This window comes from [Scytonema hofmanni] UTEX 2349, from assembly GCF_000582685.1.
GTDB classification, from domain to species: Bacteria; Cyanobacteriota; Cyanobacteriia; order Cyanobacteriales; family Nostocaceae; genus Hassallia; species Hassallia hofmanni.
On the sequence record NZ_KK073769.1, the window covers coordinates 821,554 to 845,743 of the forward strand.

The window sequence follows — 24,190 nt, forward strand, 5'->3', positions numbered from 1 at the left end:
AAAATATTATGCCTGAAAAATGCTAAATATTTACCTATATCTTAGGTATTAAAATCAGCAATTAATTAGCACTTAAAGGTGATGAGTGCTAATGTTGAGAAAAAGATTTCAGGTATTATTAAATAGTTTTAAGCATTAAACAAAGGGGTGCAGATTATTTTTAATATTTTTTTAAATATCCCACTCACAGATTTTAAAGGTGAAGTAGCGGCTTTGTTAGCGGCTGGTTTGTGGGCTGTAGCTTCGGTAGTGTATGGGCATTTGGGACAACGTATTCCCCCACTGCAACTGAACTTACTTAAAGGGATAATTGCGATCGCTTTACTGACAATCACTATTTGTGTGCGGAGAGAATTTTTCCCAATCTTGACAATTGTTCCCCTAAGTCTTTTATTACTCAGCGGCATTATTGGTATTGGTTTGGGCGATTTAGCGTTTCTTGCGGCGATAAATTCTTTCGGTCCGCGTCGTACCTTACTCATGGGAACTCTTGCACCACCAATGACGGCAATCATCGCGCAGATTTTTCTTCAAGAAAAGCTGAATGTGAATGCTTGGTGCGGCATTTTGCTTACTGTTGTGGGAGTTGCTTGGGTAGTGACTGAAAGATTGCCGGATACAAGCAGTAATTCTTCAACGCAACTATTAAGAGGAATCGGCTTTGGACTATTAGCAGCGATCGCTAATGCAATTGGAGGTGTTCTTTCTCGTGCAGCACTTGCAAATTCGAGCATTCCACCTTTGTGGGCATCTTTGTTTCGGTTGATTGCAGGGGTGTTGATTCTCTTACCGTTAGTATGGTTATCTTGGCGTCGGGGTAGGATAATTTTGTCGGAGTTGCAATCAACGCGAGTAATTTTGGCAACTTGTTTTGCTGCCTTTTGCGGAACTTATTTAGGTATTTGGTTGCAGCAGACGGCAATTAAATTTACCGCAGCGGGAATTGCTTTAACTTTATTGCAGACTAGTCCACTGTTTATCATGGTAGGTGCGATTTGCATCGGTGAAAAAGTCAGCTTTCGGGCGATCGCTGGTGTGGTCATTGCGATCGCTGGAATTGGATTATTGTTTTATTTGCGCTAATTAGAGAAAGGGAACACAGTCTTTGTCATTCAAATCTTATCATCTTGTTGCCAAAGCACACAATTTTTTTGAGTTTTGGAAAGATTATTCACAAGTAATAGTAAATTTTTTTTAGGCAGAGATAATGTGTTGTAGAATGGCTGTCTTGGTTGTCTAGATGTATAATCAAAAAACACAGCGAATCTATCATTAGCTACAGGTATCTTTCCTCGATGGAAGATGCTAGCAGTACCAGCGAAAATTACTGTACCAGAAAGTCCTGTGCATGATTTCCAATAGGATGGAGATAATGCTTGTTGCATAATTTCGTCTGTTATGTAGCGAGGGCGATATTTTAAAGACCGAGCGATTGTTGAGGTTAAAGACTGGGGAATATATTGAAAAGGACCTCCATCTTCATTGACATCATTTAAATAAACAATAATTTTCAGGACTTTTTTATCTTCCAAATCTACATGCCACAGTCTTGACTTTATCGCCACTTCATTGGCGATATCTCTGCGAAAAAATACGCCTTGATAGGCTGCTGGTAAGCCAAGATAATTTTCGACAATATTAAGTAAACGTTGTTCAAGTCCCCACAAGAAAATCTCTGGATGCTCCATCAGTTGTTCAGGACTAGCATGAACAACAAACTCGTCTTTTTGACCAGAAATACTTTTTGGTATTTCTGACATCAGCTTTTTGGCAACCTCGAAAAAACGAGGATTAGAAGGAATTCCTAAAGCTGATAATGAAGTAATTACTACTCCATCACGTTTAATAGTCTCGACTAAAGTGCGATCGCTTGCTGAAAGAACAGGTAAATTGACAAGATGTTTGTTCAGCGCTCTCTGATAAAAAATCTCAGATTGAGCTTGCACAAATGGTATTTCCGTTAACTTCCTTATTATTCTATTACGTGCTTTTTGAACCAATACGTACATGAAAGTAACCCTCTTGATTATACAAAATTTTATATTTATAATTTTTGTATAAATAAATACAAAAATTATAAATATAAAAATATTTAATTATTGGCAAATGCAAGCTTGATATTCTCTAAGCATTGATATTTACTCAGTCTTGACTCATAATTGCTTTACAAAAAAATCTACTTCCAATATTTTATTAAGTATTAAGGCTTCACTCCGGCTAATAATGGATACACTTATATTGTAAGGTAATATTAGAACGAGTATCAAGTGGATTAACCTACTAAATCAAGAAAAGGTGCGATTTTTTATCTTTCTCCTATAAAAAATTATCGGAGCTATGATGAAGTCATTAGAAACTATTTACACAGCGATAATTTCCGTCCAGCGTCGGTTTTTAGGAGAAAAAACATGTTAATTGGCATGATATTTTTCTCGATAATTAAATTCAGGTAGATTCTGCTCAGATAAAAGCTTATTAATTTGTCCGAAAAGTCATCTGCAAAAGTCTAAAATATTATTCTTTTTGCTTTGAATGTGCTTATATGATGAAAAATTATAAGCAGAAACACGAAAAGTGTCCAATTATTTATCTATACTTTTAGAAAAATTTAAAATTCCTTTATAAAATCTAGGAATGCATTACGGTAACTTTATAAATCAATCCCCTTGGCGTTACTCCCTTCCCGCTAGAAGATTACCTATAATGTAGAAAAAGGTATTATATAAGTGCGATCGGGGTAGCATTGTGGGTGAATATGTGAGAAATAGAACATTTCAACTATGCGATCGCTATGATCCGAATAGTGCAAGATATAAAATTACACATCTGTAATTAACCTAGCCTTTCTCAAGAAAAATTGCAGTACCGTTTCTTCGCGGGAAATGATATCAACTCTACCTTCCATTCCCAATTGAATGTGACACAGATTTTTGCCTTTACCTAAAACCAGACTTTCCGGTTCAATAGTCACCTGATAAAAAGCACCTGGGACAGCCGCTTTCGGACTACTATTAGGATGAGAAGTAGATCCATTTGTGCCATTTGTTGGGGGAGTCATGGCATCTGGAGAAATCGCCTCGACCTTACCATTGAGAGTGCCATAATCCGGGTAGGGACAAGCACTAACCCGCATTTGGACTTGTTGACCAATTTTGAGCTTACTTTTATCTTCAGATGCCACTACTGCCTTGACAATCTGCTTTGCATAACTGGGGACAATTTGCAAGACTTCCTCCCCAGGACGCACAGTTTGACCGGGGTTACGCAAGTTTATCTGAGAAATGATACCATCCGCAGTAGCAGTAATAGTGGTGTGATTAAGTTCAATTTCCACTTGCTTTAGTTCGCTGGTATCACGCTCTAACTGTTTTTCTACTTCAATCCGTTGCTTGATAATTCCTTGCAGTTCTTTATCTAAAGCTGCTTTATTACTTTCACCTGCGGCTTTTTCTTGGGCTATCCGCTCAGTAGCAATTTTTACTTCTGCATAACTGGGATTTAAGGCTGCTTTCGCACGTTGCTTTTTCGCGATCGCTGCATATACAGCTTGTTCTTGCTGTTTTGTAGCTAACTGTGCTTCCTCTAATTTATCCCTAGACAATGCTTCCGCTAAACTCTCATATCGCTTTTGCTTTAACTTCGCTGCATTCAAAGCTGCCCTAGCAGAATGGAGATTAGCTTGAGCTTCTTGGAATTCAGCCACAGTGGTAATTTTTTTATCCTCATATTGCCGCAAGCGATCGCTTAATTGAGCCTCGCTAGCAGTGATAATCCGGTTAATTTTAGCAGTTTCGGCGCGGATTTGACTGTTAAAAATTTGAAATTGAGCGTTGATTTGCACTAGCTGCAACTTAGCTTGCTGAATATTGGTTTGCAGTTGGCTTTTTTTAGTTTGTAAGCGGGAGTCGTCAATGAGAGCGATCGCATCTCCGGTTTTGACAACTTGATTTTCTTTAACATAAATCTGCATAACTTGACCTTCAGTTGCTGCCTGCACAATTCGCAATTCCCCAGACGGACGGACAACTGCCTGCCCTTTCACAGTCACCTTATATTTAGTGACTGTAGCGACGGGAATCGCGAGTCCCAAAACGCAGAGAATAAAAAGTCCACCAAAGGTAATCCAACGACTAATCGGTGGGAGAAATTCATCTGTTTGAATTGGGCGTAAAAAGTCTGTGTTGTGAACGTTAACCATAGTTAGACACTTCAAAATTGAAAAATAATCGCTCATGTAGAGACGCGATAAATCGCGTGTGAAAGACTCAAAATCACATCATCCAAAAAGTCTAAATGCTCTCCAGTAACTTGCCGCAAATCTTCTGGTGTACCTTGAATTTTTAACCGTCCTTGTTCTAAAAATATAATCCAATCTGCACGCTGGATCACTCTAGGACGATGACTAATCAAAATAGTAGTTTTCCCCCGGCGATGCTCTAAAAGCCTATCTAATATTTGTGCTTCACTCACTGGATCAAGTGCGCTGGTAGACTCATCTAAAATCAGGATGGGTGGGTCAGTAACTATAGCTCTAGCTATAGCTAATCGTTGCTTTTGTCCACCAGAAAGATTAGCTCCAAATTCTCCTAAGACAGTTTGATATTTATCAGGTAGTTCGCTGATAAATTCGTCAGCGCCAGTAATTTGACAGGCGATAATAATGTCTCTAAAACTAATGTGAGGATAACTAAATTGGAAATTATCCAGAATAGACCGACTCCAAAAATGAGCTTCTTGTGGTATTAAAGCCACCTGTTGCCGCAAACATTCCAAAGATATATCTTGCTGATTATAACAACCATAGCGAATATTTCCTGATTGAATTGTATATAAACCAGGAATCAATTTTGCTAGGGTACTTTTACCACAGCCAGATTTACCAATTAGAGCAATTACTTGACCGCCAGGAATAGTTACAGAAAAATCTTGCAGTAAATCAACTCTACCTGTGTGGTGAAAATTAATTTCCGTGCAGATAATATCTGCATTAGCAGGAATTTCTACCCACTGCTTTTTCACATCATTTTCATCTTCTGGGGTAGCATCAATAACTTCTGTCAGACGTTGAATAACTATTTGGGAAGTGATAAACTCATCGACTAAATCGATGGCAGAACTCAAAAATCCGAGAAAATTGCCACTCATGCCGTTATAGGCAATTAATTGTCCAATTGTTAAGGTGCGATTAATTACTAAATAGCTACCAATCCAGAGAATACCAATATTAATAAATGTCGAAAGAATACTTGTAATAGTGCTGCTGTAAAGTCCTAGCTGCATGGTACTCCAGCCCAAGTTAGCCAGACGACCGAAATTTCCTTGATATTCTTCCCAGGCTTGGGGTGTAGCTTGGGTAGTTTTTAAGACTTGTACCCCGCGAAATGTTTCTACCAAAAAGCCTTGGTTTTCTGTACCAGAAACAATCATATTGCGGGTTTTTTGGCGCAGTGCTGGTAAGAAAAGTAAGTTAACAGCCGTAATTATGAGAAATGCAACTATAGAAGCTAGAGTTAACTCCCAAGTGTAAAAGAGCATAAAGCCCAAAGAGACTACAGCAATAAAAAATTGACTGGGTAATCCGAGGACAATTTGGGAAACTAAGTTATTGATAGCGTGAACATCAGAAATGCGGCTGACTACCTCCCCACTGCGTCGCCCTTCAAAATAAGATAGGGGTAAATGCAAGAGTTTGCGCCCGTATTCTAGAATTAATCCTAATTGCAATCTTTGACTGAAATGACCGATTAAATGCGATTGTACTAAACTAATGGCGCTTCTAATTAAATTCAGGGTGATTACGCCAATAGCAACGGTGGTTAATAGTTGAGTATCTCCCCGCACTAGGACATCATCGGTGAGTAATTGCATCATGAAGGGAGATGCAAGGGAAAGCAGCCCAATAGCGATGTTGAGAGAAATAGCTTGGGCTAAAATAAACCTATAAGGATAAACCCGTTGCAGGTAACGTCCAAAACCGCCAATTTTATCTGATTCTTGTTGATAAAAGCGGCTTTCATCGGGAAGGAGTAGCAGCATCACCCCATTATTCCAACCTTTAATTAACTCCTCGTGAGTTAGGTAACGGATACCAACACCGGGATCAGCTATTACATATTTTTTCCCTTTCTGACCGTATAATACTACCCAGTGGTAGCCTTTCCAGTGAATAATCGCAGGTAAAGGAGTTTGATCTAATTGGTTGATGAGTTGGGGAGTGGCTTTAACTTGCCGGCTATGGAATCCCAGAGCTTCTGCACCGCGTCTTAATCCCAATAGAGTAGTTCCTCTCGCCCCAGTACCAACAGCTTCCCGCACTCGGTTAAGGGTAAATGTGCGTCCGTAATGTTTGGCGATCGTGGCTAAAGTGGCTGCACCACAATCTTCTTCACTGTGTTGAAGGACAATTTTGTATTTCATTTCTAAGGGTAATCTTTGGAGAGAAAATACAGTGAAAGAAATTGACTATATTGAATGAGGATTTACGCAGAAAATTTTTATTTGCCGTAGAAAAAAGAGGTTAAGGGCGATCGCAATCATTTAACTCTTTAGGGCAGGTTTAGCAAATCAGTTATTACTAATATTGTCCTAGGTCAAATGCAAAATAAGCCTGCGGAACAGCCATGTTACCTTGTTTTTTTGGTGGCTGATCATCGGGATTTTCATTTGGGTCTATTGGTATATCATTGCCTGATTGACCACCAGAAATTATTTCTGCCGCTTGTTCATCAATTTCTTCTACCAAAGCAATTTTTTCTAAAATGCTTTGGTTGTTTAGCAAGGTTTGTTCAATGGTAATAGCCATTTAAGTTTCTCCTGAAATTTAGTCTAGTTCATTGGCAATACTTGCTGGTTAAGCTCAAAAAATGAAATTATGCACGTTGGTTTTTGTTGGGTTTCCTCACAATAAGCCCAACCTACAAAAATTCTTAACCGAGCAGTATTGAGTTCATTAGTAGTCAATTCAACCGTTCTTGAGAATGCAGAGGTTAACAAGCGCGAAAATATGTAACCCATTAGGACAGATGAAGCCGGGGAAACTGGGTTACTCCTACGACTGACTCCTCACAAAAAAACTTTTTTTGACAACCCTAAATAATCTGACTTTTCAGATTACATTACTAGACCTGATAGAGATTAATATCATCGGTACTACTAGTTTTGTAATCGGCTAGAAATGCATATGCTTTACCATCTTCCAGGTTATACCCTCTTGGTCCTATCTTGTTGTCTCGAATATCTCTATCAAATCTAATTTTTCCACCCAGATTGGTGCTACAGTCCTGTTCTTGACCGGGTTGTATTACAGCTTCTACACCATCCACTGTGTAATAAATCGGCTGCTGTGTTCCATTTATAATCTTAAAGCTCTCAATATTGCCACCGCCAGAAATTATTTCCGCAGCTTGTTCGTCAATTTCTTCAACCAAAGCAAAATATTGTAAGATACTTTGATTGTTTAACAAGGCTTTTTCTACTGTAATAGCCATTTGACTTTCTCCTGAAATTTGGTGTAGTTGATTGGTAGTCAATCAATACGGTTCGGTTAAGCTAAAAAAACAAAAATTTGTAGGTTGGGTTGAGGAACGAAACCCAACATTTCCAAGGCTTTGTTGGGTTTCACTTCGTTCAACCCAACCTACAATTTCTACAATTTCCCTTAACCGAACCGTATTGGGTAGTCAATTCAGGACGCAGAGATTAAGAAGCGCGAAAATATATCAACCATTAAATTAGCTATTGGCTTAATATTTTCTTCTTATTCATTGAATTGAAAAAAATTTGATGATTCTGAAAGCGTCTATTCGCTTTCGTATACCTGATAAATCATCAATTAGTGGTAAATCGCTAAAATTTTTCACAGTCATAAGTAAAAAATTATTAGCCACAACTTAGAACCAATAATGCTTATCACAAATGGATTTAATCGCATAGAAAGCTTTGTATTTTCATCACTTCAATAACTACAAGCATGGTTAAACATAGCTTATGTAGTTTGAATATTTACAGTGATAAAAACCAATATTGCAAATTTTATAGCAACAGGAATTACGCTAGATATTGAGCAACGCATACAGCTAAGGCGTTGCTGATAGATAATAATGTAAATCTTACATATCAGACTTTTATGTTGGGCATCGTATAAGAGTAGCTGTATCCCTACAATAGTCGTTCTCGCAGATTCAACGCAAAGATAATGGAAAACAATAACAGCTAATTTTTTAGTAGAAGGCTGTTTTTGGAGAAAATACGATTAAATTTCCTCTTTTATTCATGTTATCACAAAAATTATTTCCAAAGAAAGATGACGCAATTTTTATTTTTTCTTAAGAAGTCTATGGAAGACCAGAATAAAAAAAACCCTCAAATATCAAGTTAAATAACAAAGATAGCGGGTAGTATTGTCATTTCTTTGACAAGTAGCTAGGTACGAAGTAACCGAGCTATGTAAAATGTAAAAAGTCCGAAACCCTTGCGAATTGCTTGTCCGCGACACGCTGCGCGATCGGTTCAGACAGAAATATAGTTATGTTTATTTACACCCACCTACTTAGTTAGAGAATTAAACTTATCCGCCGTGATATTATCGTGCTTTAACTATTAGAGAAGAAATTATATGGTGCGGCTGATTTTGACAGCAATTTTGCTGTTGCTATTGACAGCATGTGGTAATGGATTTTTGCCAACTAGCCAATTAGTGCAAAAAGCGATCGCAATTCAACTTGAGCAAACCCAAGAGCAACTTGAGGGACAGCTAAATCTCGATTTTCGCGGTTTTGAAATCAATCGACTTAAAATTACTCAGGAAAAATCCCTAACGATTCAAAATTTACTAGCTTATCGCATTCGCGGAACTTACAATCTCGTGTTCAAACTACCAGAACGAAAGTTAACGCAACCTCAAAAACCTTTTGAAGTTTATTTACAACTTCAAAGAGAAGGCAAAACTTGGCGATTGCTGCTTCCGCAAAAGGGTAGCAAGGATTCTCAACCATCTTGGCGGAGTTATCTCATTCTGTAAGGTTGTATTTATTTATAGCGATTCCCACATTTATGAGGTACAAAATATTGAATTAACCGCAGATGAAGATAGATAAACGCCGATGGACGCAGATAAATTTGTACCTCAACAGACTAGGAAACGCTATATCAAATTATGACCGAAGAATCACATATATTGTAAAGACGTTCCGGCGGAACGTCTCTACCACGGTTGCACTCATAAGAGTCCGGCTGATTCATACAATCGTTTGAGCATCGCTGTAATTTTGGTGCCATATTGTAAATCTGCTGACCAACGTCCTGATAATTTATCTATTGTTGGTGCAACACCGCGAGTCACAAAACGAAATCGAGGATCTACTATTTCATTAACTAAAGGTTCTAGACTGGCGTAAGCTTTTAAATGTTGGATCTGCGCTCGTACTCCAGTTCTAGCACTATCAAACTTTGCCGCTTCTAAACTACCACCAATTGTCCCTAAACCTGCAAAGTTATTTTGCTCGCGTTTTACATCGCCACCAAAGCGTAAAAATCCCGTTTCTAAACACATTTGACAAAAGGCGATGTCATAGTTTACCCCTTCTACAGTGGCTTCTTCTCGATAAAGTTTCGGCAAGTCGGGGAACTGTGCTAAAGCGCTTTCGTTGTTGTTTTTCAGGAATAATTGTAACTGCACTTCTGAGGTATAACCACGCGCCATAATTTGGTCAATTTGATTAGGATTAATTACCAAATTGGAGCGTAAAGAAATAGTGCGACTGGTACTGTCCCAACTAATGGAAACGTTAAAATCTCGCAATTCGACTGCTTTGACATAAACAACTTTACGATAGGTAATACGACGCACATTAGGTGCTTTTGATAAATCGATTCGCAAGCGATCTACTAAATCAATGGGGATGTATGCATTCCCATTAATTAGTATTCCTTTTTCGGAGTAATTTTGACCGTTAATTTTGATGTTAATTGGCGGATAATTTGGATCTGGGGTAGGAGCAGAACCAGGATCAATTGTACGACTCCAAGATGCAAGTCCATCGGCGATTCCTAAGGCAAAGTCGCGACGCCGATTTTGTAATAAAGCGCGATCGTCTGGACTGCTGAGAAAGCCAACTTGCATTATCATTGATGCGATCGCCGTTTGCCGACAAAATGCCAAACTACCCAATCCACTGTCTGTATCTGGTTTGACTCCCCGATTTGGTAGTTGGGGTACGCGACGCAATAACCCCACCAGCACCAATTCGGCGTTACTTCTACGCTCATCGTTGTTGGCAATGTAGAATACACTAGCCCCACGCACAGAAGGGTTGCTGGCAGCATCAGCATGAATTTCTAAGGCAACATCGCGATCGCGTGCGCGAGAATTGATCCAGTTGATAGTTTGCGCTGCGCTTAAGTCATCCGGAACCGCTAAAACTTCAACAGATCGCGATCGCAATTCTGTCACAATCAAATCTCGCAGCAATATCATCTCCCTAGCTTCGGTTGTACCACCGGCGATTGAACCGGGATCGATTCGTGTTGATTCTTTGCCTCCGTGAGCCGCCGAAATAAAAATACGTCCCATCTTCAGTATTTCCTCTGAGAAAATTAAGCATTAGTGATTCTATACATCTTTCTTGGTTTTGCAGCAAGAATATAATAGCGATCGGGAGTTAGTTGTTAGTTGTTGGTTGTTAGTTGATGGTTGACAATTGACGCTTAACAGTTATCTACTGCGAACATTGTACAGACGCGATTAATCGCGTCTCTACGCTCCCACGAACATTGTACAGACGCGATTAATCGCGTCTCTCCAAAATGCAAATACCCCGCTTACATCCAGACACAATCGAAGAAATTAAACAACGGGCTGACATTGTGGATGTCGTCTCCGAATACGTAGTTTTACGTAAGCGCGGTAAAGATTTTGTTGGGTTATGTCCCTTCCACGATGAGAAAACTCCTAGTTTTACAGTTAGCCAAACCAAGCAGATGTACTTCTGTTTTGGCTGTCAAGCAGGGGGAAATGCCATTAAGTTTTTGATGGAATTGGGGAAGCGCTCTTTTGCTGACGTGGTGCTAGATTTAGCACGACGTTATGAAGTGCCGGTGCAAACACTCTTACCAGAACAGCGGCAAGAGTTGCAGCGTCAGCTTTCTTTGCGCGAGCAGTTATATGAAGTTCTGGCTTCGACGACACAATTTTATCAACACGCTTTGAGACAACCACTAGGGGAAAAAGCGATTGAATATTTGCGCGATCGCCAAATTAAGGAAGAAACAATTCAGCAATTCGGCTTAGGTTACGCTCCAAGCGGTTGGGAAACCTTATATCGCTATCTGGTGCAGGATAAACATTATCCAGCACAACTAGTGGAAAAAGCGGGTTTGATTAAACCGCGTAAGGAAGGAGGGGGTTATTATGATGTGTTTCGCGATCGCCTAATAATTCCCATCCGCGATGTGCAAGGACGTGTAATTGCCTTTGGTGGGAGAACTCTCACTGATGAACAACCCAAGTATTTAAATTCACCAGAAACCGAGCTTTTTAGTAAGGGTAAGACTTTATTCGCTCTGGATCAAGCTAAAGCGGGGATTTCGCAAGCTGATTCGGCTGTAGTGGTGGAGGGATATTTTGATGCGATCGCTCTCCATGCTGCTGGTATAACTAACGTCGTGGCTTCTCTCGGTACAGCATTAAGTTTAGAACAAGTACGCCTAGTATTGCGCTATTGTGATTCTAAACAGTTGATACTCAACTTTGATGCTGATAAAGCTGGGATAAATGCCGCAGAACGAGCCATAGGAGAAATTGCCGAACTCGCGTATAAAGGCGAAGTTCAGCTAAAGATTCTCAACTTGCCTAATGGCAAAGATGCCGATGAATATTTGCGCGAATATAAGCCGGAAGATTATCGAGAACTGCTTCTCAATGCCCCACTGTGGCTGAATTGGCAGATTGAAGAAATTACGAAAGACCGCGATTTGAAACAGGCTACAGATTTTCAGCAAGTTTCGCAAGAGATAGTTAAATTACTTAAAAGAATAGAAAATAAAGATACGCGAAGTTATTACGTTTCTTATTGTGCAGAAATACTCAGTTTGGGTGATACCAGACTTATACCTTTACGAGTTGAGAATCTTTTAACGCAGATTGCACCTTTGTCTACAGCGCGGCGTCAGCCAACACCGCTACGCAAGCATTCAAGAGCTAGAGTAGAAAAGGCACCTATAGATAATAGTGAACGCGGTCTTTTAGATCAAGCAGAGGCTTTATTACTGCGGATTTATTTGCATTGTCCCGAACAGCGTCAAGCTATTATTGCAGCTTTAGAAGAGCGAGATTTACAATTTAGCCTTTCGCATCACCGATTTTTGTGGCAAAAGATTTTAGAGATGACCGTTGACATAGATGCCAATTTAGTATCAAATTTGCAAGATAGATGTCTGGAGTTTTCGGAGGAAATGCAGTTAATTTCCCATCTATTTCATGTGAGTGAGAAAGAACAAAAAGAAATTTTGCGTACTCCGCAAGTCATTTTAGTTACGACTGCTTGTATGGAGCGAGTGCTGCGAGAAAAGCGCTGTCGTCACTATTTGGAGTTGTGGAAGCAAACCGATCCAGAAGCAGAACCAGAGCGATATCAATCATATTGTGATGCCTTTTATGCTGAAAACCAGCGAATTCAGGAATTAGATCGGCAACGGCTATATTCGATTACAGATTTGTTGTCGGGTTGACCTCTCCCTGACTTTGACTAAAGTCAAAGTCGTCCCTCCCCTACGAGGGGAGGGAAATGAAATTTCCCCCTTCCCTCGTAGGGAAGGGGGGTAGGGGGGTTAGGTTTGTTGAGAACAAGCTGTGGAAATACGCATCAATACATTATCAAGTTCGTGTCTCACTTCTTCATTTTTAATTCGCAACAAATGCAATCCCCGTGCTTTCAAAACTTTGTCACGTTCTGCATCGTATTCAACTTGTTGTTCGTGAATTTTTCCATCCACTTCAATAACTAATGCAGCAGCATGACAATAAAAATCTGCTATAAATCCATCAATAATCTGTTGACGACGAAAGTGTAAATTATTCAAGCGATTTCCACGCAGATATTGCCAAAGTATTTTTTCTTCTGGTGTCATTTGGCGACGAAATTCTTTGGCAAGTTGTAGTTTAGCGGCAGATATATCTTGTCCAATTACTATGTTGCAAGTTCCCTCTTTTCTGGGTTTAAAGGGTTGTTCGGATGTGGGGTTATTCACAAAGTTTGTATGGAAATAGGTTTTTTATCTTTTCCATTATGGCTGACCTCTCCCTGACTTTGACTAAAGTCAAAGTCGTCCCTCCCCTGCGAGGGGAGGGAAATGAAATTCCCCCCTTCCCTCGTAGGGAAGGGGGGTAGGGGGGTTAGGTTTGCGCGATTTGGGAAAGTGCGATCGCCCAAGAATTGCTTTGTGTATTCAAGTTGCCACATTGTCACCTTTTAGTGATTGATAATACTTTATAGCTTCATCTTTAGATAGTGGTTTTTCATTTTGTACTTCCTCCATCAGTTTTGCCAAACCGTAATCCTCAAGGATTGCTTCAATTTTTTCAAACTCGGCAATGGAAATTTGTACAGCGATAGGTTGCTGATTTTCGTCAAGAACGTAATTTTTGTGTATTTGAAGCATTTTAGTGGTTCCTATTGCTGAAAGTGCGATCGCCCTTCTTCTGCGTACTCTTCTTGAATCATTTCAAAAACATAGACGAGTTCGGTACGAGCTTCGTCTGGTGTTTGTCCCCAAGCGCTGCCTTCTAGAAATCGCTGGGACGTATGCGACAAAGGTGCCATTGTCATCGGGACGGATAACAACAGTGTAGTCTTGTAGAGACTTCATGGCGATAACCTTACAGGTTTCATAAATAATGTAGCGCGATTATGCTTTTTGATAGGAATTAAATGCTATGTAAAACTAGCGACTTCCACAAAACGTTCAACAGCCAAGCTTTTACGGTTAAGTTTAATTCGCTCAATTTCATGAAGGGTTTCCGCTGTAAAGTAACTTTCACCGCAATGAAGACAAGTTATCACGGGAATGTTTTCTATAACCAGCAGGTCTTGACCTTTGCCATAGGTTCTAGTAATCCTGCGGATTCTTGCTCCTTCGCTTCCACAAATATCGCACAGCATCTAGCATTTTCCTGCTATTAGAGTACATATATAGTAATGATAACGACTTTTCCAGTCGGACTCAGCTTGGCAATTATCTCAACTTCCCCACCATCAACAGTTGCACCTCTAATACGGTATTTAGATTCTGCTGTCACTCTATCTTTTTGGCGTTCCAGTATTTCACCTGTGAGAATACCTTGTTCGACATCGTAGATTGTTAAATTATCATCGTTCATCTCTTCTTCAGCGTGGAGCGTCATTACATATTGTTGAGAGGTTATTTTCTCACGCATCCGTCGCAAGATTTCATCGAACATAAGGCTTTACCTGCTTTGTCTTGGCGACCGTAAAAGAAGATTAAGTGCGATCGCACTGACCTCTGCCTGACGCGTGACTAAAGTCAAAGTCGTCCCTCCCCTCGTAGGGAAGGGCGGTAGGGGGGTTAGGTCTGCGTATGTGCGTGGGGTGCGAGCGCATAGTTTTATTTAGTTTAGATAATACGTTTTTCCTTCTTAAATTGTAAATAAAAAAACGCAAGCGCCCATACCTGAGCCTTAAACCCTTATTTCTTGGTAATTTATTGTCAATAGTGCTAAATAAACGATAATTTTCTCAACTATTAAAACAAAAAAGAGTACGAATAAGCATTAACTTATCCTTTAGGGATATCCTGTAACCCTTATAAAGAAAAGATAAAAGCTGAATTATGGATATCTCGATAAAAGAAGTATTAAAAGCAATGAAATGCCATGATCCGCAAGTCATCGATTTACGCCAAGATATAGAAAAAACAGAAATAGAAATTCTCAGCAAAAAGTACTTATTAACCGTATTTCGAGAAAAACTAGGTAATATACCCTAATTTATTAATTATTGGAGAGGCAAGTAATCCCTACCCTACTTTAATTCAATAAGAAAAGCCCGTGCAGGCGGGCTTTGTTCGTGTAGCCCCAGGCTTCAGCCTGAGGGCATCTATATTTATTATCTACCTCGCAGATGCCGGCATACCCAAAATATCTTCAATATTGGGCATATCTTCCAAAGCAATCACTCTACCTTCATCCTCAAAACCAGTAATTTGATCGAAGTTCAAATACCGATACAAATCATCAGCAAAAGGATGAATTCTGTTTGCCACAATGTCCATATATTCCTGCACTGTGGGAATGCGTCCAAGTAGCGCACAAACTGCGGCTAATTCCGCTGAACCAAGATACACCCGCGCATCTTTACCCATGCGATTATTGAAGTTGCGGGTAGATGTTGAAAACACCGTTGTCCCATCTTCAACTCGCGCTTGATTCCCCATACATAAACTGCAACCAGGCATTTCTGTTCGCGCATTTGCCGCATCAAAAATGTTGTAAATACCTTCTGATTTTAATTGCTGTTCATCCATGCGGGTAGGGGGACAAATCCACAAGCGAGCATTTACAGTTCCTGCACCTTCTAACACTTTCGCTGTAGCGCGATAATGACCGATATTTGTCATACAAGAACCAACAAATACTTCTTGTATTGGATCATTTACAACTTCTGATAATAACTTAATATTATCGGGGTCGTTAGGAGCGGCAACAATTGGTTCTTTGATTTCGTTCAAATCAATTTCAATGATTTCTGCATACTCTGCGTCTGCATCTGCTGACATCAATACCGGATTTGCTAACCATTCTTCCATTTTGATGACGCGGCGCATGATGGTTCGGGCATCGGCGTAACCGCGTGCTACCATATTCTTTAACAGCGCCACATTGGAACGCAGATATTCAGCAACTGTCTCGACACTCAGTTTAATTGTACAACCTGCACAAGAACGTTCTGCGGAAGCGTCGGTGAGTTCAAAAGCTTGTTCAACTTTCAAATTTGGCAAGCCTTCAATTTCCATAATCCTTCCAGAGAAGACGTTTTTCTTATTTTTCTTATCGACTGTCAGCAAGCCTTTTTGAATTGCGACGTAGGGAATTGCATTTACAACATCTCGCAGGGTGATACCGGGTTGCAATTCTCCTTTAAAACGTACCAAAACTGATTCTGGCATATCTAGGGGCATTGCACCCAACGCTGCTGCAAACGCAACCAACCCAGAACCGGCGGGAAAGGAAATTCCTAAGGGAAAGCGGGTGTGAGAATCGCCACCTGTGCCTACGGTGTCGGGTAACAGCATCCGGTTCAGCCAAGAATGAATTATACCATCACCGGGACGCAAGGCGACACCACCACGAGAAGCAAAAAAATCAGGTAATTCTTGTTGAGTTTTGATGTCAACTGGTTTGGGATAAGCTGCGGTATGGCAGAAACTCTGCATCACTAAGTCTGCACTAAAACCGAGACAAGCGAGTTCTTTTAATTCGTCGCGGGTCATGGGACCTGTGGTATCTTGAGAACCAACTGTGGTCATAATCGGTTCGCAAGATGTACTGGGACGTACACCTGGTAAGCCGCAAGCTTTACCGACCATTTTCTGTGCTAAGGTGTAGCCTTTGTTTGTGTTGGCTGGTTGGTGGGGACGCCTAAAGATGGTGCTGGGTTCTAAATTTAGTGCAGCGCGGGTTTTATCGGTGAGGGTGCGTCCAATTAGTAGGGGAATGCGTCCACCTGCGCGGACTTCATCTAAAATTGTATCTGGTTTGAGGGTGAAGGTAGAAATAACTTCCCCTGCTTCGTTGGTGATTTCCCCTTTGTAGGGATGGATGGTAATCACCATGCCGGTTTCTAATTTGCTGACATCGCACTCGATGGGTAAAGCACCGGAATCTTCAGCGGTGTTGAAGAAAATTGGCGCGATCGCACTTCCTAGTATATATCCTCCCGCCCGTTTGTTGGGGACATAAGGTATATCTTGCCCCATGTGCCACAATACTGAATTTATCGCTGATTTGCGTGAGGAACCTGTACCGACTACATCCCCCACATAAGCCACAGGATGTCCTTTTTTCTTTAACTCGGTAATTGTTTGTATACTTCCCGGCATACGTGATTCTAACATGACTAAGGCATGTAAGGGAATATCTGGGCGAGTTGTGGCGCTTTGAGCTGGTGATAAGTCGTCGGTGTTGGTTTCCCCTGCTACTTTAAATACTGTGACGGTAATAGATTCGGGTACTTCTGGACGAATGGTAAACCATTCCGCTTCTGCCCAGGAGTCAATTACGCGCTTGGCGAAGGGATTGGTTTGAGATAATTCTAAAATGTCGTGAAAGGCATCATACACCAATAGAGTTTTGCTGAGGGCAGATGCAGCGTATGCGGCTATTGGTTCTGTTCCTTGTCCCCCCATAACCAAGGGTGTTTCCGAGGATGTGGAAAAGGACACCGTGGGAGTTTGCAGCAGTTCAATTAGCGATCGCACGTTATAACCGCCGATCATCGTGCCTAGCAATTGTACCGCATCGATGGGTGAAATTAACGGGCTGGTGATTTCTTCTTTAGCAATACCCGTGAGAAATCCCGCTTTCACGTAAGCTGCGGGATCGACACCGGGAGAAATGCGATCGCGCAATAAATGCAATAATGTCTCTTCTTCCCCTGTCGGCGGATTTTTTAGTAATTCGCATAATTCTGAGGTTTGCTTCGCATCCAATGGTAAAGGGGGAATACCGAGTTGGGCACGTTCTTCAACATGTTGACGGTATTGTTCTAGCATTTTTATGTTCTCCATTGGGATGTTCTCCCTTTAATTATGAAATATTTTTAGGCAATACTTGGCTATAAAAGTTTAGCTTACTTTTATTACTAAAAGCCTTACTCGTAATCGGTTATTAGCAAGTTTTTTTTATACTGAAGGTATAGTTTTCCTCAACCGAATATTTTTACACTTTGATGGAACCCACATTCCGCACTTCAATAAGTAGTATAAATAAATTACATTTAAGAAAAATCCAAAATTATAATTTGGACACCTAAGTTAACCTCAAAAAAATAAATTATGCAGCATGAATGACCAGCTTGAAAATACCACAACAAAAGCTAGTTATTCAAAAATATTCAATGTCTATTTTATTCAATTATTAGAAGACAGTCCAATAATCAATCAGATATTTTTAGGCTAATAAATAATATTTTTGACAACAAGTTGGGAGAAATTGCAAAATTCGACGACGTTCATCGCTCAAGTTAATAATTCGCTTAATACCTTGTATAATGAGAAGGTGAATTCCTTGAAAACATTGAAATATCCACCGGAAAGTAGGACGCTCAGTTAATTTATTCAGTTGATTTTTAACTGTATCCTTTTGAGTTTTTAAAGTATTTCTTAATTGTCTTTGTCCTAGATTATAAACCAAGAGACACAATCCCATTAACATCATCATTGTCTCTACTCTTTGAGGATTTTTAACAAAAAGACTATCCGCAAAAAATAAAGGGTCTTTCAGAAATCTAAATCCTCTCTCACAAGATTGCTGTTGTTTATATATCCTGAGTATTTCTGAGGCATTTAACCCGATCATGTCCCAAATGTTAGTTGCTAAAATAAATCTCCCACAAGAGTTTCGATTTTCAGCGATTAATTCTTGACTTTCTATCAATTCGCCCCAAATTTTATAAATTATTTTTTTGTCTTTAGTTTGATGCTCAATAATTTTTATTTGAGCAACTTGATGATACTTTAGTTTTGACTCAAGTTCTTTCATTTTAGACATCGCTGAGGATGGCTGGTCAAATTCATCTTTTGCTAACTTAGCTATTTGTTTGCCAACTTTTGTTGACTCTTGCTCGATTTTTTTGGGATAACTTCTTGAAATCTGCTATTTTTCTATAGGAGTCCTATTTGATTGCGTGAAAAAACTCCGTACATCTGAAGACTGGCGAAATCAAATGTACTGTGTCGAATGAACCACTCAAACATCCACTTGAGATGCGGAAATGTTGGAATTAACGCACAAAAGCGTCGAACCCATGTTTTTGCTTGCAACCAAATATCTTCAATGGGATTTTGCGTAGGGCAATTGGGAGCAAAACGAACACAATGTATTTTCCGTTGCTCGGCTGGTAAATCAAGATTTACCTCAGACAAAAAATCTCGAATTTCTTTGGAACGATGGTAGCTCGCACCATCCCAAAAAATCAATAATCTTTGTTCCTTCGATTCAGCTAGTAAATGTCGTAGGTAGTCGATGGTATTTTTTGAGTTTCCTGCTTCATAAGCTTTGAGAACCAACTCTCCTTCCAGGTAGTCAACAGCACCGTAATATGTCTGCTTTTCTCGCTCGTTAACTACTGGAACAGTTATTTCTTGGTCACTTCTTCCCCATACATAACCACTTAAATCTCCCCACATTAAATGACATTCATCTATTAGCAGTACTCTCAACTTTCCTGCTTCGATTTCCTCTCGGTTATTTGCCAGAAGCGTTTCAATCTCTTTTTTTTTTCTGCAACAGCATCTGGATTTGCTTTAGGATTTAGCTTGGTGGTTTTCTTCCAACTAATTCCTGCTGCTTTGAACAAGTCGTAGTAACTTTGTTTTGACTCATAAATCACCGGGAAAGGCAGAGGGCAGAAGGCAGGAGGCAGAAGGAATGTATAAGTGTCCTCTGCCCACGACTGAAAGGAGTAAGGGTCTGAAGCCCCTCCCAAATGCAACGATATTGGGAGCCTCCAATTGGGAGGGGATTGTGACCCCTCCCAATTGGTTCCTTCTGCCCTCAGCACGAATGCCTTCTGCCTTCTTGAAGGGCATTTGGACGAAGAGCTATAAATTCCTGTAGTTCTGCGATCGCATTACTATGTGCGTCTTCAGATGGGAGTATCGTTGCTGTCACTTCCGGCTTCGGGGGGAGCATTGCAGTTTCTAGATGCTGGTTGATCATTTGTATATTCTTACACTTTTACACCCAGCCGTATTCTCTCGTAATCTTTTTCAAAAATCAAATAGGATTCCTATATTTTTTCTGAGTGGTTTGATTCTCTGCGGGATAGAAAAGCAAAGGCTAAAATCAGAGCAAGGCTTGACCGAGTAGAGGAGGGTAATTTAGGTGATTGTAAATCAGTTGGTGATGGTGTTTTTGAACTCAGAATAGACTATGGTTCTGGCTACCGCATATACTTTGGGCAGGAAGGGTCAACAATTATTATTCTTTTGTGTGGTGGTGATAAAAGCACTCAAGATAAAGATATTGCTAAAGCCAAGGAATATTGGAAAGACTATAGGAGTAGAGATGATGCCTAGAAGTACAAGCTATCATGAAAAACTGATTCAAGACTTAAAAAATCCACTAGAAGCAGCAGTTTATATCGAAGTTGTTTTAGAAGAAAGCGATCCAAAAATGTTAAGTAAGGCATTGAAAAATGTCATAGAAGCGCATGGTGGAGTTGATCAGCTTTCTGCACAAGTCAAGGAACTCTACAATAAACTTGACCAGATGCTATTAGAGAAAGGCGAAATTGAGTTTTACAGTCTAAATTCTTTGTTGGATGCTTTAGGGTTACATTTGGCAGTAACAGTAAAGCCATAATTGAAGTTTTTTATTACTGAATAATGGCGATCGCTCTTTAGGTTTACAATTAAAATGCGTAGCTGTAACTCACCCTTAGCCCCAAGAAAGTCATGTCAGTTGCCCAAGAATTAGAACCAGGAGAAGATATAATATTTCCGCTAGGAGATATAGAAAGTCACGAACCACCATTGGAAAGCGATTTACATCTACGCCAAATTATTCTGTTATTACAATGCTTAGAATTGTCGTGGCAAAATCGCAATGACTTTTATACAGCGGTAAATTTGACAATTTACTACAGCCAATGTCAGCTAAAATCAGAAGAATTTCGCGGACCAGACTTTTTTGTGGTGCTAGGATGCGATCGTAAACCGCGCAAAAGTTGGGTGATTTGGCAAGAAGATGGTAAATATCCGAATATCATTGTCGAGTTGCTTTCACCTTCCACAAAAGCCACAGATAAAGGCTTAAAAAAACAAATCTACCAAGATATCTTTCGCACCCCAGAATATTTTTGGTTTGACCCGGATAATTTGGAATTTGTGGGGTTTCATTTAGTAGACGCTCATTACCAACCAATAGAAGCGAATCCCCAAGGTTGGTTATGGAGTCAGCAGTTAGATTTATACTTAGGTGTGCAGGACAATCAATTACGCTATTTTACGGCACAAGGGCAGTTAGTGCCGACACCGCAAGAATTAGCAGAACAGGAGAAGCAACGTGCGGACGAGGAAAAACAGCGTGCAGAGCAAGAAAAGCAACGGGCAGAACGCCTAGCCGCTAAGTTACGAGAATTAAACATTGACCCTGATAATCTATAAAGACAATTCGCAATCTTAACCCATTATTCAACACAGCGATTGCAATTCCCGCCACAGAATCACTCTTTAACCTAAAGTTTTATGGTAGTATCTAGATATTTTTAACTAATTCGGATAATATAATACGTTTGTCCGTTGCATCACCCGATGATTGTATATGCCTAAAACTTACACCGTTGAAATTTTACACCAAGGCAAAACTCACACTTTGCAAGTTCCTGAGAATGAAACCGTCTTATCAGTTGCCGATGCTGCTGGTTTAGATTTACCAAGTTCTTGTCATGCAGGTGTTTGCACAACTTGTGCAGGTCAAATTACTCAAGGAACTGTAGATCAAACTGATGGCATGGGTGTTAGTCCAGAATTACAAAAACAAGGTTATGCTCTACTTTGTGTCGCTTATCCCCGTTCGGATTTGAAAATTGAAACAGGAAAAGAAGATATCGTTTATCAGTTACAATTTGGGAAAGAATGATAAATTTCAACAGTATTGTAGTTAAGTCATAATTAAGCTATTCACGCTCAAACTCTAAACAAAAGGAACTGAGATGACTACACATTTTATAACCGCAGAAATTGACTTACAAGAAACTCCTTCAGAATTACAAAAAGCAATTGAAACAGAGTTACAAAAAGAGGGAGAACCTCTGCGATGGGCAATTACTTCTGTAGATGTTGAAAAAGAATCATGCACTGTTGAAGCTGTTGTAACTAAAGTTAGTTGTTAGTGGTTAGTGGTTAGTTGGAGCGTTGTTAGTTGTCAAAAATTACTACTATCCACTATCCACTAACTCTTAACTCCTCAGTCCTAATTAAAGTGAAGCGATTAATGCGTCCATATACTGCTATTTTAATTGTACCAACTGGTATTGGGGCAGAAATAGGCGGTTATGCAGGTGATGCATTGCCAGTTGCTTCATGTGTATCTCAAGTTTGCGATCGCCTAATTACTCACCCCAATGTCCTTAATGGTGCAAGCTTATATCGGAATTTGCCCAATACTTTCTATGTTGAAGGTTATGGACTTGACAAATTTGCTGCCGGATGCTGGGGTTTGCGTCCCGTTCATCAAAATCGCATAGGTTTGCTTTTAGACCAAGGAATTGAGCCAGAGTTGCGACTGCGACATTTGCAAGCAGCCGATGCCGCTAGAGCCACCTTAGGATTATCATTGACAGATTATGTAATTACAGATGCACCTTTAGAGGTAGAATTGCGGTCATCGGCATCGGGGGCAAGTTGGGGGACAATTGGCAACCCAGATAGCTTATTAAGGGCAGCGGAAGTACTAATTAATAAAGCTGGGGCGGAAGCGATCGCAGTTGTTGCCCGTTTCCCTGATAATATTGATCAAGAAGCCGATCAAAATTACCGCCACGGTAAAGGAGTCGATGCGATCGCTGGAGCAGAGGCGGTGATTAGTCATTTGATCGTGCGAACCTTTCAAATTCCTTGCGCTCATTCCCCCGCACTTTCTCCCGTACCGATAGATCCAGATTTATCTCCACGTTCCGCCGCCGAAGAATTAGGTTATACTTTCTTACCATGCGTGCTTGTCGGTTTGAGTCAAGCACCCCAATTTATTGTTGGAGAAACTCATCAATTGTCCGAACCGACTGACATTTGGGCTAATCAAGTTGATGCCGTCATCGTACCTGCAACCGCTTGTGGTGGCAGCACTCTGTTAAGCTTGAATAGTAGACGATGCCAAATCATCACCGTCCTTGAAAACAAAACTCAGATGCAAGTTCCTCCCGAACCCTTGGGAATCAAGTGCATACAAGTAAACTCATATTTAGAGGCAGTAGGTGCATTAGTCGCACACAAAGCAGGCATTGACCCATCTGCCCTAAGCTCAAAAATATCGTCTTTGCAGTTATTTGTTAATTGTTAGTAGTTATTAGTTAGTTGTTAGTTGTTAGTTGAGGGGACATTTGTCCCCCTTGTCCCCCTTGTCCCCCTGTCCCCTTGTCCCCCCTCCCTCCCGTGGAACAACAGCAAAAGCAAGAACCAGAAATTCCCTACTTGACACGCACCCAAGTGCTTGTGGCAATGGGTGTGACTGCAATAATTTTATGGATAATTGCCAAGTTGTGGTTACGCTTTGGCAATGTAGTGATATTTTCCTGGCATTGGCAGGAAAGAGATTTACTTTTAGGAATAGCCTTAGGATTAATCATCACCGCTGTGAGTGGATTAGCTTATCGTTTTTTCCCTGCTTACCGCAAAAGCGCAGATTATTACTTAGAAATAGTACTTAAACCCTTAGCTTTACCAGACATAATTTGGCTGGGGTTGCTACCAGGATTAAGTGAAGAATTGTTATTTCGGGGTGTAATGTTGCCAGCTTTGGGAGCAGATCATGTAGCGGTAATTGTATCAAGTCTCTGTTTTGGCATTTTACACCTTAGCAGTCCCCAACAATGGACTTATGTAATTTGGGCAACTATTGTCGGATTAATATTCGGGTACAGCGCTTTAATTACTGGTAATTTGTTAGTGCCGATTGTTGCTCATATGTTGACGAATTTGATTTCTAGTTATTTCTGGAAAATTCGACGATTAAATTAAAGTAGAGACGTTCCAATACCATTAGACATTTCCAGATTCATACGTAGAGGCTATTCTGTGCTACGTCTCTACAAGGTTTTCGGGCAACGCATAATTAGTTTCTGGAGATGTCTATTCGGATAACATCGCCCCTTAAAAGTGACAAATAATTAGGGCTTGCTGAAAAAAAGAAAAGGTTACAGCTTCTAGATTCTCAGACCAAAGAAGTATATTCAGGTGC

The 24,190-nt window shown here is 40.2% G+C and carries 23 protein-coding genes and 3 pseudogenes; 11 read left to right on the forward strand and 15 right to left on the reverse strand.

Annotated elements, in window-relative coordinates:
* Positions 1-147 precede the first annotated feature (147 nt).
* Positions 148-1,083 (forward strand): DMT family transporter, encoded by a 936-nt coding sequence (locus TOL9009_RS0133850; RefSeq protein WP_051503195.1) that lies wholly within the window; start codon positions 148-150, stop codon positions 1,081-1,083.
* 29 nt (positions 1,084-1,112) lie between these two features.
* Here TOL9009_RS0133850 and TOL9009_RS0133855 read toward each other — a convergent pair whose 3' ends face one another.
* The 5 genes from TOL9009_RS0133855 to TOL9009_RS0133880 form a co-directional block, all read right to left on the reverse strand.
* Positions 1,113-2,009: a phytanoyl-CoA dioxygenase family protein gene (locus tag TOL9009_RS0133855; protein WP_029637786.1), complete on the reverse strand. Its 897-nt coding sequence runs from the start codon at positions 2,007-2,009 to the stop codon at positions 1,113-1,115.
* A gap of 809 nt (positions 2,010-2,818) precedes the next feature.
* Entirely contained in the window at positions 2,819-4,198 is a 1,380-nt protein-coding gene (locus TOL9009_RS0133860; protein WP_029637787.1) for an HlyD family efflux transporter periplasmic adaptor subunit, read from the reverse strand.
* Between the two features lie 32 nt (positions 4,199-4,230).
* On the reverse strand, positions 4,231-6,417 hold the full coding sequence (locus TOL9009_RS41390) for a peptidase domain-containing ABC transporter (protein WP_038298231.1): 2,187 nt from the start codon (positions 6,415-6,417) through the stop codon (positions 4,231-4,233).
* Between the two features lie 157 nt (positions 6,418-6,574).
* On the reverse strand, positions 6,575-6,802 hold the full coding sequence (locus TOL9009_RS0133870; RefSeq protein ID WP_029637788.1) for a hypothetical protein: 228 nt from the start codon (positions 6,800-6,802) through the stop codon (positions 6,575-6,577).
* 316 nt (positions 6,803-7,118) lie between these two features.
* Positions 7,119-7,487, reverse strand: coding sequence for a hypothetical protein (locus TOL9009_RS0133880; protein WP_029637790.1), 369 nt, complete (start codon positions 7,485-7,487; stop codon positions 7,119-7,121).
* A gap of 1,127 nt (positions 7,488-8,614) precedes the next feature.
* Between TOL9009_RS0133880 and TOL9009_RS0133885 the strand changes: the two genes are divergently transcribed.
* The gene (locus tag TOL9009_RS0133885) at positions 8,615-9,019 is read left to right on the forward strand and encodes a hypothetical protein (RefSeq protein WP_029637791.1); all 405 of its coding nucleotides are present in this window, start codon (positions 8,615-8,617) and stop codon (positions 9,017-9,019) included.
* 198 nt (positions 9,020-9,217) lie between these two features.
* Here TOL9009_RS0133885 and tftA read toward each other — a convergent pair whose 3' ends face one another.
* Positions 9,218-10,570: a hormogonium tapered terminus morphoprotein TftA gene (tftA, locus tag TOL9009_RS0133890; RefSeq protein WP_029637792.1), complete on the reverse strand. Its 1,353-nt coding sequence runs from the start codon at positions 10,568-10,570 to the stop codon at positions 9,218-9,220.
* A 233-nt stretch (positions 10,571-10,803) separates the two neighbouring features.
* Between tftA and dnaG the strand changes: the two genes are divergently transcribed.
* Positions 10,804-12,726, forward strand: coding sequence for a DNA primase (gene dnaG, locus TOL9009_RS0133895; protein WP_029637793.1), 1,923 nt, complete (start codon positions 10,804-10,806; stop codon positions 12,724-12,726).
* A 99-nt stretch (positions 12,727-12,825) separates the two neighbouring features.
* Here the strand turns inward: dnaG and TOL9009_RS0133900 are convergent, their stop codons facing one another.
* The 5 genes and pseudogenes from TOL9009_RS0133900 to TOL9009_RS0133925 form a co-directional block, all read right to left on the reverse strand.
* On the reverse strand, positions 12,826-13,245 hold the full coding sequence (locus TOL9009_RS0133900; protein ID WP_029637794.1) for an endonuclease domain-containing protein: 420 nt from the start codon (positions 13,243-13,245) through the stop codon (positions 12,826-12,828).
* Positions 13,246-13,443: 198 nt separating this feature from the next.
* Positions 13,444-13,656 carry a hypothetical protein gene (locus tag TOL9009_RS0133910; protein ID WP_029637796.1) on the reverse strand — a complete coding sequence of 71 codons (213 nt, stop codon included), beginning with the start codon at positions 13,654-13,656 and terminating at the stop codon, positions 13,444-13,446.
* Between the two features lie 11 nt (positions 13,657-13,667).
* Positions 13,668-13,863: pseudogene (locus tag TOL9009_RS41395) on the reverse strand (type II toxin-antitoxin system HicB family antitoxin).
* 65 nt (positions 13,864-13,928) lie between these two features.
* On the reverse strand, positions 13,929-14,156 hold the full coding sequence (locus tag TOL9009_RS0133920; protein WP_029637797.1) for a type II toxin-antitoxin system MqsA family antitoxin: 228 nt from the start codon (positions 14,154-14,156) through the stop codon (positions 13,929-13,931).
* A 17-nt stretch (positions 14,157-14,173) separates the two neighbouring features.
* A complete protein-coding gene (locus tag TOL9009_RS0133925; RefSeq protein ID WP_029637798.1) occupies positions 14,174-14,455 on the reverse strand; it encodes a DUF4258 domain-containing protein in 282 nt (93 codons plus the stop codon).
* Between the two features lie 389 nt (positions 14,456-14,844).
* Here TOL9009_RS0133925 and TOL9009_RS48120 point away from each other — a divergent pair, with 389 nt between their 5' ends.
* Positions 14,845-15,000 (forward strand): hypothetical protein, encoded by a 156-nt coding sequence (locus tag TOL9009_RS48120; RefSeq protein ID WP_186227753.1) that lies wholly within the window; start codon positions 14,845-14,847, stop codon positions 14,998-15,000.
* 123 nt (positions 15,001-15,123) lie between these two features.
* Here TOL9009_RS48120 and acnB read toward each other — a convergent pair whose 3' ends face one another.
* The 4 genes and pseudogenes from acnB to TOL9009_RS48125 form a co-directional block, all read right to left on the reverse strand.
* The gene (acnB, locus tag TOL9009_RS0133935; protein WP_029637799.1) at positions 15,124-17,784 is read right to left on the reverse strand and encodes a bifunctional aconitate hydratase 2/2-methylisocitrate dehydratase; all 2,661 of its coding nucleotides are present in this window, start codon (positions 17,782-17,784) and stop codon (positions 15,124-15,126) included.
* A gap of 397 nt (positions 17,785-18,181) precedes the next feature.
* Positions 18,182-18,896: pseudogene (locus TOL9009_RS41400) on the reverse strand (IS1634 family transposase); the annotation flags it as partial.
* A pseudogene (locus TOL9009_RS0133945) lies at positions 18,895-19,628 on the reverse strand (IS630 family transposase); the annotation flags it as partial. The pseudogenes TOL9009_RS41400 and TOL9009_RS0133945, both read right to left, overlap by 2 nt.
* A 158-nt stretch (positions 19,629-19,786) precedes the next feature.
* The gene (locus TOL9009_RS48125) at positions 19,787-19,951 is read right to left on the reverse strand and encodes a hypothetical protein (RefSeq protein ID WP_186227754.1); all 165 of its coding nucleotides are present in this window, start codon (positions 19,949-19,951) and stop codon (positions 19,787-19,789) included.
* Between the two features lie 74 nt (positions 19,952-20,025).
* Between TOL9009_RS48125 and TOL9009_RS44090 the strand changes: the two genes are divergently transcribed.
* The 7 genes from TOL9009_RS44090 to TOL9009_RS0133990 all read left to right on the forward strand — a co-directional run bounded on the left by TOL9009_RS44090 (position 20,026) and on the right by TOL9009_RS0133990 (position 23,970).
* Positions 20,026-20,310 (forward strand): type II toxin-antitoxin system RelE/ParE family toxin, encoded by a 285-nt coding sequence (locus tag TOL9009_RS44090; RefSeq protein ID WP_072022210.1) that lies wholly within the window; start codon positions 20,026-20,028, stop codon positions 20,308-20,310.
* Positions 20,303-20,596 carry a helix-turn-helix domain-containing transcriptional regulator gene (locus TOL9009_RS0133965; protein WP_029637802.1) on the forward strand — a complete coding sequence of 98 codons (294 nt, stop codon included), beginning with the start codon at positions 20,303-20,305 and terminating at the stop codon, positions 20,594-20,596. The genes TOL9009_RS44090 and TOL9009_RS0133965 overlap by 8 nt, the downstream gene beginning before the upstream one ends.
* A gap of 92 nt (positions 20,597-20,688) precedes the next feature.
* A complete protein-coding gene (locus TOL9009_RS0133970) occupies positions 20,689-21,399 on the forward strand; it encodes a Uma2 family endonuclease (protein WP_029637803.1) in 711 nt (236 codons plus the stop codon).
* Positions 21,400-21,556: 157 nt separating this feature from the next.
* Positions 21,557-21,874, forward strand: a complete 318-nt coding sequence (locus TOL9009_RS0133975) for a 2Fe-2S iron-sulfur cluster-binding protein (RefSeq protein WP_029637804.1) — start codon at positions 21,557-21,559, stop codon at positions 21,872-21,874.
* A gap of 73 nt (positions 21,875-21,947) precedes the next feature.
* The gene (locus TOL9009_RS0133980) at positions 21,948-22,127 is read left to right on the forward strand and encodes a hypothetical protein (protein WP_029637805.1); all 180 of its coding nucleotides are present in this window, start codon (positions 21,948-21,950) and stop codon (positions 22,125-22,127) included.
* 101 nt (positions 22,128-22,228) lie between these two features.
* On the forward strand, positions 22,229-23,293 hold the full coding sequence (locus TOL9009_RS0133985) for a DUF3326 domain-containing protein (RefSeq protein WP_029637806.1): 1,065 nt from the start codon (positions 22,229-22,231) through the stop codon (positions 23,291-23,293).
* A 92-nt stretch (positions 23,294-23,385) separates the two neighbouring features.
* Entirely contained in the window at positions 23,386-23,970 is a 585-nt protein-coding gene (locus tag TOL9009_RS0133990; protein WP_029637807.1) for a CPBP family intramembrane glutamic endopeptidase, read from the forward strand.
* Positions 23,971-24,190: the final 220 nt, after the last annotated feature.

Coding starts and splice junctions, on each gene's coding strand:
- TOL9009_RS0133985 (WP_029637806.1), top strand. CDS start 22,229: ATGCGTCCATATACTGCTATTTTAATTGTACCAACTGGTATTGGGGCA.
- TOL9009_RS0133860 (WP_029637787.1), bottom strand. CDS start 4,198: ATGGTTAACGTTCACAACACAGACTTTTTACGCCCAATTCAAACAGAT.
- TOL9009_RS0133965 (WP_029637802.1), top strand. CDS start 20,303: ATGCCTAGAAGTACAAGCTATCATGAAAAACTGATTCAAGACTTAAAA.
- TOL9009_RS0133910 (WP_029637796.1), bottom strand. CDS start 13,656: ATGCTTCAAATACACAAAAATTACGTTCTTGACGAAAATCAGCAACCT.
- TOL9009_RS0133980 (WP_029637805.1), top strand. CDS start 21,948: ATGACTACACATTTTATAACCGCAGAAATTGACTTACAAGAAACTCCT.
- dnaG (WP_029637793.1), top strand. CDS start 10,804: ATGCAAATACCCCGCTTACATCCAGACACAATCGAAGAAATTAAACAA.
- TOL9009_RS0133870 (WP_029637788.1), bottom strand. CDS start 6,802: ATGGCTATTACCATTGAACAAACCTTGCTAAACAACCAAAGCATTTTA.
- TOL9009_RS0133880 (WP_029637790.1), bottom strand. CDS start 7,487: ATGGCTATTACAGTAGAAAAAGCCTTGTTAAACAATCAAAGTATCTTA.
- TOL9009_RS48120 (WP_186227753.1), top strand. CDS start 14,845: ATGGATATCTCGATAAAAGAAGTATTAAAAGCAATGAAATGCCATGAT.
- TOL9009_RS0133855 (WP_029637786.1), bottom strand. CDS start 2,009: ATGTACGTATTGGTTCAAAAAGCACGTAATAGAATAATAAGGAAGTTA.
- tftA (WP_029637792.1), bottom strand. CDS start 10,570: ATGGGACGTATTTTTATTTCGGCGGCTCACGGAGGCAAAGAATCAACA.
- TOL9009_RS41390 (WP_038298231.1), bottom strand. CDS start 6,417: ATGAAATACAAAATTGTCCTTCAACACAGTGAAGAAGATTGTGGTGCA.
- TOL9009_RS0133920 (WP_029637797.1), bottom strand. CDS start 14,156: ATGCTGTGCGATATTTGTGGAAGCGAAGGAGCAAGAATCCGCAGGATT.
- acnB (WP_029637799.1), bottom strand. CDS start 17,784: ATGCTAGAACAATACCGTCAACATGTTGAAGAACGTGCCCAACTCGGT.
- TOL9009_RS0133925 (WP_029637798.1), bottom strand. CDS start 14,455: ATGTTCGATGAAATCTTGCGACGGATGCGTGAGAAAATAACCTCTCAA.
- TOL9009_RS48125 (WP_186227754.1), bottom strand. CDS start 19,951: ATGATCAACCAGCATCTAGAAACTGCAATGCTCCCCCCGAAGCCGGAA.
- TOL9009_RS0133975 (WP_029637804.1), top strand. CDS start 21,557: ATGCCTAAAACTTACACCGTTGAAATTTTACACCAAGGCAAAACTCAC.
- TOL9009_RS0133970 (WP_029637803.1), top strand. CDS start 20,689: ATGTCAGTTGCCCAAGAATTAGAACCAGGAGAAGATATAATATTTCCG.
- TOL9009_RS0133885 (WP_029637791.1), top strand. CDS start 8,615: ATGGTGCGGCTGATTTTGACAGCAATTTTGCTGTTGCTATTGACAGCA.